General features: G+C 33.9%; 7 protein-coding genes. All 7 read left to right on the forward strand.

The annotated features are described in order from the left end of the window. The first annotated feature begins 155 nt into the window (after positions 1-155). On the forward strand, positions 156-3,089 hold the full coding sequence (locus VOI54_RS11410; RefSeq protein WP_326282920.1) for a SusC/RagA family TonB-linked outer membrane protein: 2,934 nt from the start codon (positions 156-158) through the stop codon (positions 3,087-3,089). Between the two features lie 12 nt (positions 3,090-3,101). After that, the gene (locus VOI54_RS11415; protein ID WP_326282921.1) at positions 3,102-4,709 is read left to right on the forward strand and encodes a RagB/SusD family nutrient uptake outer membrane protein; all 1,608 of its coding nucleotides are present in this window, start codon (positions 3,102-3,104) and stop codon (positions 4,707-4,709) included. A 30-nt stretch (positions 4,710-4,739) separates the two neighbouring features. After that, entirely contained in the window at positions 4,740-5,777 is a 1,038-nt protein-coding gene (locus VOI54_RS11420; protein WP_326282922.1) for a SusE domain-containing protein, read from the forward strand. Positions 5,778-6,038: 261 nt separating this feature from the next. Then, positions 6,039-8,006, forward strand: coding sequence for an alpha/beta hydrolase (locus tag VOI54_RS11425; protein ID WP_326282923.1), 1,968 nt, complete (start codon positions 6,039-6,041; stop codon positions 8,004-8,006). 10 nt (positions 8,007-8,016) lie between these two features. Further along, positions 8,017-9,168, forward strand: a complete 1,152-nt coding sequence (locus VOI54_RS11430) for an alpha/beta hydrolase (RefSeq protein WP_326282924.1) — start codon at positions 8,017-8,019, stop codon at positions 9,166-9,168. An 11-nt stretch (positions 9,169-9,179) separates the two neighbouring features. Further along, positions 9,180-10,391, forward strand: a complete 1,212-nt coding sequence (locus VOI54_RS11435; protein WP_326282925.1) for an alpha/beta hydrolase-fold protein — start codon at positions 9,180-9,182, stop codon at positions 10,389-10,391. Between the two features lie 146 nt (positions 10,392-10,537). Then, the gene (locus tag VOI54_RS11440; RefSeq protein ID WP_326282926.1) at positions 10,538-11,377 is read left to right on the forward strand and encodes an alpha/beta hydrolase; all 840 of its coding nucleotides are present in this window, start codon (positions 10,538-10,540) and stop codon (positions 11,375-11,377) included. The last annotated feature ends 6 nt before the right edge of the window (positions 11,378-11,383 follow it).

Below are 11,383 nucleotides of genomic sequence, written 5' to 3' on the forward strand. Positions count from 1 at the left end.
ATATTATTATAAACTGTTTTCTGTCCAGTTTAAACGTTGTTTGTTTTACCGGTTTTACCCCATTTCCCCTTTTTTATATTATTGCCTCTAAATCAATATGAGGACGGTTTATACGATTCCAATATTGATACTAAACTAACTTAAACTATATGTGTATGAAGACAAATCAACTTAAAAAAGTACTAATTTTCATGATGCTTTTGGTTACTATTACTACCAGCGCTCAAATAACTGTTAAAGGGGTGGTCACTGAGAAGACCGGTAATCTTCCTTTACCTGGGGTTAATGTAGTGGTAAAAGGTTCTAATACAGGAGCGGTTACGGATTTTGAGGGCAATTATACCATTGAAGCCAATAATGGAGGTGTTTTAATCTTTTCATATTTAGGATATAAGCAGCAGGAAGTTCGGGTTGAGAACTCTGTTATCAATATCGTTATGGAAGAGGATGCATCCCAGCTTAATGAGGTTGTAGTGATTGGATATGGGAGCACTACTGTAAAAGATGCTACCGGAGCTATAGAAAAAGTAGATTCAAAGGAGTTTAATGCGGGAGCCATTACATCGCCAGAGCAATTGATTACAGGGAAAACAGCCGGTGTAAATGTTATTCCTCCCGGTGGATTGCCCGGCCAGGGGGCAACCATAAGAATTAGAGGAGGTAACTCATCCCTGTCTGCAAATAACAACCCTTTAATTGTAATAGATGGTGTGCCGGTAGATCAGGGTTCCTCAGGAGGCGGTTCAGCTGCACTAAATTCAATTAATCCAAATGATATAGAGAGCTTTGTGGTTTTAAAAGACGCATCATCTACAGCCATTTATGGATCAAGGGCTTCAGCAGGTGTCATTTTAATAACTACCAAAAGTGGAAATACCAATTCGCCGCTGAAAATTCAGTTAAGTACTAATGGATCAATAGGAGAAGTAAGAAGAACTACTAATGTGTTAAATGCTGATCAGTATAGAGAGGTTGCAGCAAACAGTCAAAATGCATCTTTAATACTGCCGTTATTGGGTAGTGAAAATACCAACTGGCAAGATCAGATTTTTCAAAAAGCGTTAGGAACAGATTCTAACTTAACGCTAACAAAGGGGTTTGAGAATTCATCATTTAGGGCTTCAGTAGGATATACGGTTCAAGAGGGCATAATAAAGACGTCCAAATTTGAAAGATCGTCGGCATCGTTAAATTTTAAGCAGTATCTATTAGATAGAGCCTTATCAATAGAAACGAATATCCGAGGCGCTTTAACACAGAATAATTATCCAAATGGAGGTGCACTTGGTACTGCCGCCCAATTTGATCCAACCCAACCGATTTATAGTGGAAATGACGAATATGGTGGATTTTGGGAATGGTTACAGCCGAACGGAGACCCTGAATCATTAGCACCAAGAAACCCTTTAGGCCTTTTGGAACAAACTACAAATGTAGCAGATACAGAGCGTGCCATAGGAAATGTTAAACTAGATTATAATGCGCCGTTTTTAGAAGGGTTGAATGCCAACTTAAATGTGGGATTTGATTATAATGAAGTTAATGGAATAACAAAAACACCAGGAACGTCGGCAGCAGGTTTTTTATCTCAGGGAAGCGTAGGCACTTACGGCAGTATAAGAAGAAGTGTATTGGCTGATTTTTTCTTGAACTACAAAAAAGATATAGAATCTATTAAAAGTAAAATTGAATTAATGGCAGGTCACTCCTTTCAAAAGTTTTTTAGATCAAACTACAATACAAATATGCCTACAGTAGGAGCACCAATAGATAATAGTTTTGCAACACACAATGCTATTGAATCTTATGTGAGCAGGTTTAGATATTCATATAATAGTAAGTATCTTTTAAATTTCACCTATCGTAGAGATGGATCGTCCAGATTCAGTAACGACAATAGGTGGGGCGATTTTTATTCAGGAGCCTTAGCCTGGAATATTTTTGAGGAAAATTTTCTCAAAAATTCAAATACCATTTCCAATTTAAAATTACGCTTGGGATATGGTCAAACCGGACAACAAGAAATAGGAATTGACTTTGGGTATCTACCGGTATATGTAAACGGAGCAGATAATCAGCAATACCAGTTAGGCAATACCTTTTATAATACAGTTAGACCAGAGGGTTATGATGCCAATATTAAATGGGAGGAATCTGAAACCTATAATGTTGGTTTGGATTATGGTTTTTTTAATGGCAATATTTCGGGGAGTATTGAATACTTTACTAGAAAAACGTCAGATGTACTGAACTTAATCCCTATACCTTCAGGAACCAATCTAACCAATCAGTTAATAACAAATATTGGAGACTTGGAAAATGAAGGTATTGAGTTTACACTAGGAGCTAATGTATTTGCCAAAGAAAATTTTAGTTGGAATGTAAATTTCAACATGTCCTACCTAACTAATAAAATATTAAAGCTGAACGTTGTGGACGATCCTAGTTTTATAGGAGTTCCAACTGGGTTTATTTCAGGAGCAATAGGTAATTCTATTCAAATCCATAGAGTTGGCGAAGCTCAAAGTGCCTTTTTAGCATTCAAGCAGGTATATGGAGAAGATGGCAGGCCAATAGAAGGGGTTTATGAAGATATAAATGGAGATGGAGCTATTGATAATGGAGACCTTTATATAAAGGAAAATCCGGCAGCTGATTTCTTATTTGGTCTTTCTTCATATGCCAATTATAAAAACTGGGATTTAAATTTTACCCTTAGAGCCAGCGTTGGTAACTATGTTTATAATAATGTGGCGTCTTCAACAGGTAATGAATTTGGACTACATTCTTTAAATACAAACAGAAACGTACATGCATCTATACTGGATACCGGATTTAGAAATAATCAATTGTTATCAGATTATTATATTCAGGATGCTTCCTTTTTAAAGATGGATAACTTGTCACTGGGTTACAATTTCAAAAATATAATGCCTTCGGCAATTGATCTAAGAATACAAATGACCATTCAAAATGTATTTACCATGACTAATTATGATGGCATTGACCCGGAGATTTCAGGAGGAATTGATAATAATTTCTTTCCAAGACCAAGAACATTTCTTTTAGGGGTTAACATGAATTTTTAAAAAAAGAAGAAAATGAAAAACATAAAAAATAAATTAAAATTTAGGTTGAAGTTAGTGGCTCTTTTATCTGTCTTTTTTATCACGTCTTGTGAAAAGGAACTAGACTTACAGCCACTGAGTTCACAAACTTCAGATATTACGTTTCAAAATGAAGATGCTTATAAGCAGTTTTTAGCAAAAATCTATGGAGGGTTTTCTTTAACAGGCCAGGATACCAGTGGGAGTTTTGATGATATAGCTGGAATAGATGGAAATTTTTCCAATTACTTGAGGTTACTGTTTACCATTCAGGAATTATCAACCGATGAAGCCATAATAGCCTGGAATGATCAAACTATACATGATATTCATAACCATGTTTGGACTTCAGGAGATGCCTTTATAACGGCTACTTATGCCAGAATCTATTTTCAGGTAGGTTTGATAAATCAGTTTTTAAGGGAAACAGAAGAAAGTGTTCTAGACAGTAGAGGTGTTGGTGCTGAGCTAAAAAAAGACATTTCAGGTTTTAGGGATGAAGCAAGGTTCCTAAGAGCGTTTAGCTATTGGCATGGTTTGGATATGTTTGGTGATTTAGCTTTAGTAGATGAAAATGATATTGTAGGCGCCTTTTTTCCGGAACAAACTTCTAAAGAAGAGGTCTTTGATTATTTAGAATCCGAATTATTGGATATTGAATCCAGGTTACCAAATCCGCGTCAAAATGAATACGGAAGAGCAGATAAAGGATACGTTTGGATGCTATTGGCTAAATTATATTTAAATGCAGAGGTATATACAGGAGCAGAAAGATATGCAGACGCATTTGAGTATACCAGTAAAGTTATTAACGGTGGCTATACATTAGTACCAAACTATAACTATCTGTTTCTAGCTGATAATGATAGAAATGGAGCAGAGAATGAAATTATTTACCCTTTTCTTTTTGATGGTCTTGCTAACGGTTCTTTTGGAGGAACTACTTACCTGGTACATGCTGCTATTGGGGGAGATATGGATCCCTCTGTTTTTGGTGTCAATGGTGGCTGGGGAGGCTTAAGAACCACAAGTGTTTTTGTAGATAAATGGAGTGATATTACCGGAGCTACAGATTCCAGAGCTATGATGCATACAAGTGGTCAAACATTGGAAATAGATAATCCATTTGATTTTACACAAGGCTATGCTATAACAAAATATAGAAATGTAGATGTTAATGGCAATATAGGATCTGATCCATCAGGAAATAATGTAGATGTTAATTTCCCGGTGTTTAGGCTGGCAGATGCCTATTTAATGTATGCAGAGATAGTCCTGAGAGGCGGTGGCGGAGATATGGATACAGCCGTGGGGTATATAAATGAACTTAGAGAAAGAGCCTATGGCAATTCCAGTGGGAATGTCTCTATAGCAGATCTTGACCTTGAATTCATATTAGATGAACGATCCAGAGAGTTGTACTGGGAAAACCACAGAAGAACAGATCTTATTCGTTTTAACCAGTTTAGTGAAAATGGTATTTGGCCCTGGAAGGGCAATATAGCAGCCGGAAAAACAACTGAAAGTTATAGAGACCTTTACCCTGTACCAAGTGCAGAGCTAAATGCAAACCCTAATCTAATTCAAAATGAAGGGTACTAATTATTGTGTAAACTAAAAGAGACATAAATCATGAAATACATATTAAACAAGATTTTATTACTACTAGGAATAAGTATAATTGTTGTGTCTTGCACAGACAATTCAGAGTTATCAATTTTAAATGCATCCGCTTCCACAGGAGCAGCAGTGTTTTCTGAAACAGATTTGATTTTAAGCCAAAGTAATGAAAATGAATTAGCATTAACTATTAGTTTTCAGGAACCCGATTTTGGATACAATGCAGGGTCAATAGGCTATCAGCTATTGTTTGATTTAGAAACTAATTTTGATGCCCCGGAAATTATTGATGGAGGTACTAGTTTTGCGGTTGATTTGACACATGCTGAATTAAATAAAATCTTACTCAATTTAGGTGCAGAACCAGATGTTGCCATTCAATTATCTGTAAAGATTGAGACCGTTTTATCTACAGATACGAGTTTGTTTTCTGAAATAAGTGCATTAACCGTTACACCATATTCGGCTGATTTAGACCTAACTTCAAGATGGGGACTTGTAGGTAGTGCAACCGTTAACGGGTGGAATGGACCGGATATGCCTTTCTATAAATCTACAGATGGCAGTTTAGAAAGCGGAACTTTTGTGGCCTATGTGACATTAATTGATGGGGCAATAAAAATAAGGGCTGATAATGATTGGACGATTAACTATGGAGATAATGAACTGGACAATATATTAGAAGCAGGAGGTACAGATATTGCAATTACAGCAGGAACCTATAAAATTATTTTTAATGAAAATTCACTAACATATTCTGTTGAAGCTTATTCATGGGGGCTTGTTGGAAGTGCAACGCCTAATGGCTGGGATGGCCCAGATGTCCAATTTAATTATAACCCTTTAAAAGACAATTGGAATACTGAAGCTACATTGGTAGATGGGGCCATTAAGATTAGATTTAATAACGAATGGGTTACTGCATATGGAGATGCTGAACCTGATGGAATATTAGATACATCAGCCAATAATGATATAAATGTTTCAGCTGGTAATTATTTTATAACATTTAGTCCTGAGACCTTAGAGTATAGTATTGAAGGACTATAGAGATATAGAGTTGAAAATATTTATGGGTTGTCAATGTATTATAGAAGATGAAATTATAGATAATATTCATGTGAGAAGTGAATAATGAGTAAGTTTTGATACTTATTTTGATAATGAGGGAGAGTCTGTATATCTGTAATACTACGTTTTCAGTCTCTCCTGAGTTATTAATCTATTCTAATGTTTGGTTTGATTAAAATAAACTTGATTACCACGATGGTTTTAAAAAATTAATAGGAGATAAATTTACACTTATACTAAATGAGATTTATAATATTGACATTGATATTATTCCCTATAATAATGCAGCCTCAGGAGGCTAATTATTATAAAGAAACGGAGTTTTTAAGAGAAAAAGCTCTAAACCCCGATAGCTATATCCTTGAAAAATTTAAATACTATGATGTACTACTCCTTGGGGAGGATCACGCAGTAAAGAACAACTTAGATTTTATAAAACAGCTCATACCGGATTTATATAATTCAGGAGTTTACAACCTGGGAATGGAGTTTGGAGCTTATGAAAAGCAAAGTGAATTGGATACATTGGTAACCGGACATCAATATAATGATCAAATAGCAAGAGACTTAATGTTTTTTTACAATGTTGGCTGGGCCTTTAAAGAATACACAGATTTTTATAAGGCGGTATGGAACTTTAACCAAACCTTACCACAAACTGCTAAAAAATTTAGAATCATAAATATAAGTTATCAATATGATTGGACTGCTTATAGCGGGTCTCGACTTGATATGAGCGGTGTATTTCATAAAGGTGAAGTAAATGAGTTTAGGGAAAAAGTAATTAAAAAGGAAGTTTTAGATAAGGGAGAGAAAGCACTCGTATTGGTTGGTGTGCCTCATGCATTTACTAAATATTCTCAGGCAACTACCCAAGATAATGATTGTACTTTTAAATTTGAGAGTTTGGGAAATCGTCTTTATAAGAAGTATCCGGATAAAGTGTTTTCAATATTTTTACATGGGCCATTATATAATAAGCAAAATAAAACACCCTTTTTTTTATCGCCGGCCAACGGACAAACAGAAGCTATTTTTAAATTAATGTCCTATGCTCCAATGGGGTTTGATTTGGATAATAATCCTATAGGAAAATTAAGAGATGACAGCATGTTTAGCGTATGCTACGACAATTTTACTATAGGACAATTATTTGATGGCTATATTTTTTTAGTGCCTTTTAATAAAATGGAAGACTGTAAAATTGACCAGGATTTTTTTAAAGGAAAAGAATGGCCTGAAATCAAAAAGCAAATACCAGATCCGTATTGGCATGAACCATTTTACTCTAAACAGCAATACTGGGAAGACATCACCTCTAAGGTAAATATTAAAACCAGATATAAGAGTATTATAAGTAAACCCAACCTTACTTTAAAATATGGTAAAATAGATCGACTAAAAGACTTTCAATCTAAGTTTATAGATTCTAGAAATGTAGATTTATGGCTACCTCCGGGATATAATCCAAAACTAAAATATTCAGTATTGTATATGCATGACGGGCAAATGTTATTTGATGCTACCAATACCTGGAATAACCAAGAATGGATGATTGATGAGACCTTTTCAAAATTAATGAGCAATGGTGTGATAAAGAATACCATAGTTGTTGGCATATGGAATAATGGCAAATTCAGGCATTCAGAGTACTTTCCTCAAAAACCAATTGAATTGTTAGATGAAAAAATTAAGAAAACATTAATTGAAACAGATCTGCAAGGAAAAGCCCAATCTGATAATTATTTGAGATTTATTGTAGAAGAGCTTAAGCCTTACATAGATTCCAATTATTCAACATTTACAAATAAGGAAGATACGTTTGTAGCTGGCTCAAGTATGGGCGGATTGATTTCTATGTATGCGCTTTGTGAGTATCCGGAAATATTTGGTGGAGCTGCATGCCTTTCTACACATTGGGTAGGAGATGTTAATATAAAAGGAGATAAAATTCCACTGGCTTTTAATACTTACATGTCTAAAAACTTACCATCATACAAGGATCACAAAATCTATTTTGATTATGGAACAGAGGGATTGGATAGCTTATATAAAGAATGGCAATTACGTATTGATAAAACGATGAGTAAAAAGGGCTATTCAAGTAAAAATTGGATATCAAAAGAGTTTAAAGGTAAGGAGCATTCTGAAGAAGCATGGAGTGAGCGCTTTCATATTCCAATGGAATTTTTATTAAAAGCTAAATAAAGAAACTAGTATGATTACAATTAGAAAAATAATGATCCAGACACTTTGCTCGTTGTTGTTTTTAAACGGTATTGGTCAGGAATCAAAGCGCATTCATATTGGAACAGAATATATAATAAAATCTAAAGTTCTTAATGAGGATAGAGCCTATATAGTGGGGCTTCCTGCATCCTATGATTCTACCAAGAATTCATATCCTGTTATGGTAATAACAGATGGAGATTACAGGTTTGTTTATTCATCTGGTATAATGGAGTTTTTAAGTAAACAAAACAAAATACCGGAAACTATACTTGTTGCCATCAAGAATATTGATAGAAATAGAGATTTAATTCCAACACATTTAGATTCACATAGTGCAAGTGGAGGGGGAGGGAACTTTCTGGACTTTATAGAAAAAGAACTATTGCCTGAAATTGATTCTAAATATAGAACCAATAAGTACAGGGTTTTGACTGGACATTCCTTTGGAGGATTGTTTTCGGGTTTCGCATATTTAAATAACAGCTCGTTTAGCGGGTATGTGGCTACAGATCCAGCCTTTGCCTGGGACAGTCAATATATTGTTAATGAAATAAGTCAAGAAAAGATAGAACCTATAAAAGATAAAAGAATTTATATCTCCAGTGCAGATAATTATGCGAGAAATAAGAAGGGGGTAACTATGATGAGGAACTCACAAGAGTTGTTCTTTTCAAAATTAAAAAATTCGGGCGTTTCACACTCTAATGTAAAGTTACAATATTTTGAAAATGAAAATCACGGTACATCGGCCTATATAAGCGCATATTATGGGTTTTTATTTGTTTTTGAAAATTTTATGCCTGAAAATATTTATAACAAATCTGCTGCTGAGATTTCAGAGCACTATAAGGAGTTATCTAATAAAACAGATTGTATTTTTTTACCACCAGATCATTTAATTAGAAAAATTGCTGATTATAATTATAAAACCAAGAAGGATGCATATGCTGCTATTGAATTGCTTAAAATGAATGCTTCAAATTACCCATTATCAATAAATTATGAGAAATTGGGAGATTTGTTTAAGAGTATATCAAACCATGAAGAAGCGTTGTTTTACTATGAATTATCATTAGACTTAAATTCTAATGATAGCAAAAAAATAATGAAAAAGATTGAAGAAATACGCAATAAGTAAACACAGTAATGATGAATAATTTTCAACCCATACATTTATATAAAAAATCAGTCCAAATAGTCTTTCTATTAGTCTTTATTCCAATCTTTGGACAAGAAGGATTAGGTCTGTTCTTAAATAGTTCAGAGCATACTATTATGTCTGAAACTTTAAATGAAAAAAGAAAATATATAGTAAGTCTTCCCAATTCTTATAACTCAGGAATCACTAATTATCCGGTAATGTTAGTCCTTGATGGTGATTATCATGTTCATTCTGCAAGCACAACGTTAGAGGTCATGAGTAAGGAAGGGCAAATACCTGAAATGATTATTGTAGCAGTGGTAACAGATGAGAACAGAACCAGAGACCTCACACCAACAAAATCTTTAATTGGGTATGACAGAAAGGATAATTCCAAATGGCAAAAAAACAGTGGTGGCGGTAAACAATTTCTGGAATTTATAGAAACGGAGTTGTTTCCTGAAATAGCTAAAAACTTCAGAACTAAAAATTATAATATTTTTGTTGGTCACTCTTTGGGGGGACTAAGCGCAGCAGAATCTTATTTGACTAGTACGCTATTTAATGCTTACATAGCTATTGATCCTGCATTGTTTTGGGATGATAATTATATTATCGAAAAAATAAATTCCCTAAGTTTAAGACTAACAGAAAAAAAACGTTTCTATTTTTCAGGGGCAAGTAATTATAATGACACAACCCAAAAGATTGATAGAATGAGAACAAGTCACGAGCTTTTTTATGCTTCTTTAAAAAACGCCGGAATGTCATCTCAAAATGTAAAATTTCAAATTTTAGAAAATGAAGACCATAACAGTGCGCCTTTGGTTAGTTTATATTATGGGCTGAAGTTCATTTTTAAAGGTTTTACAATGGAAAGCATCCACTCAAAAACCATAGATGATATAGTAGCACATTATAATAAACTATCAAATAATTTAGGAGTGAGTTTTTTGCCACCAGAAAATGTTATTAATAATGTTGCGTGGTCTAGATTTAATTCTAACCATCACGACGAAGCATTTGAATTTTTTAAGATGAATGTAAAAAACTATCCTTTATCCCATATGGTTCATGAAATGATTGGATATGCCTATAATAATTCAGGGCGTTCAAAAGAAGCTATTACACACTTCAAAAAATCTGTTGGACTTAATAAAAACCAAAATGAAGTAAAGCGAATTAATGAATTGATAGACCGTCTGGAAAAGCAAAAATAATTGCATTAATAGTACCGAAAGCAAATTCAGAATATTGCAATTCTATTATTTCAAAGTAGAGATCAAGCCGTTTTAGAAAGTATTAATGCCCTATTATTAAACCTAATAGAATACTAGCTTCTGTTAACTAAACTAAAATTATATAAATGAAAGTTCGAATTATTTTTTACATATCAATTGTTTTAGGCCTTTGTGCTCATGGACAAGTGGAAACTAAAATAATACATTCAACAGCTTCTAAAAATGTCAGTGTTTTTAATGAAAGTTTTAAAATACCGCAATTAAATAGAAAACGTCGAATTTGGGTATATCTACCACCAAATTATGAGTTGTCTTCAAAAAAGTACCCTGTATTATACTTGCATGATGGGCAAAATATTTTTGATGATGTAACAGCTTATGATGGTGAATGGGCAATTGATGAAACGTTAAACAAGTTGAGTAAAAGTGTAGGTTTAAATCTTATAGTTGTAGGGATTGATAATGGTGGTGATACAAGAATGAGTGAGTATTCGCCTTGGGAAAATAGTCAGTATGGTAAAGCTGAGGGAGATTCTTATTTAGAATTTATTGTTAAGACTTTAAAACCAGAAATAGATAAAACTTATAGAACAAAGGTTTCTGCTAAAAACACCGGTATCATGGGGAGTTCTATGGGAGGACTTATTTCTCATTATGCTGGATTGAAATATCCTAAGGTTTTTGGCAAAGTAGGTGTGTTTTCACCCTCTTTTTGGTATTCAGATGAGAGTTTTAATTTCACCGAAAAGCATGCAAAGTTAAAGCATGTAAAAATGTATTATTTGGTAGGCACTAAAGAAGGAGGAAATATGGAAGGCGATATGATAAAAATGATTGACTTAATGAAAGCAAATAAATTTAGGAAAAGCAACTTATTTGAGAAAGTGGTACAAGGCGCAACTCATAGTGAGGCGTTTTGGAAAAGTGAATTTGAAAGTGCAGTAAAGTGGTTGTTCAATAAATAAGAATCA

It is taken from the genome of Alterotamlana spongicola, from assembly GCF_035818475.1.
Lineage (GTDB): Bacteria > Bacteroidota > Bacteroidia > Flavobacteriales > Flavobacteriaceae > Cognatitamlana.

Bases quoted from the DNA above. Each gene is read 5' to 3' on its own strand.
- VOI54_RS11415 (WP_326282921.1), top strand. From the start codon at position 3,102: ATGAAAAACATAAAAAATAAATTAAAATTTAGGTTGAAGTTAGTGGCT.
- VOI54_RS11435 (WP_326282925.1), top strand. From the start codon at position 9,180: ATGAATAATTTTCAACCCATACATTTATATAAAAAATCAGTCCAAATA.
- VOI54_RS11425 (WP_326282923.1), top strand. From the start codon at position 6,039: ATGAGATTTATAATATTGACATTGATATTATTCCCTATAATAATGCAG.
- VOI54_RS11430 (WP_326282924.1), top strand. From the start codon at position 8,017: ATGATTACAATTAGAAAAATAATGATCCAGACACTTTGCTCGTTGTTG.
- VOI54_RS11420 (WP_326282922.1), top strand. From the start codon at position 4,740: ATGAAATACATATTAAACAAGATTTTATTACTACTAGGAATAAGTATA.
- VOI54_RS11440 (WP_326282926.1), top strand. From the start codon at position 10,538: ATGAAAGTTCGAATTATTTTTTACATATCAATTGTTTTAGGCCTTTGT.
- VOI54_RS11410 (WP_326282920.1), top strand. From the start codon at position 156: ATGAAGACAAATCAACTTAAAAAAGTACTAATTTTCATGATGCTTTTG.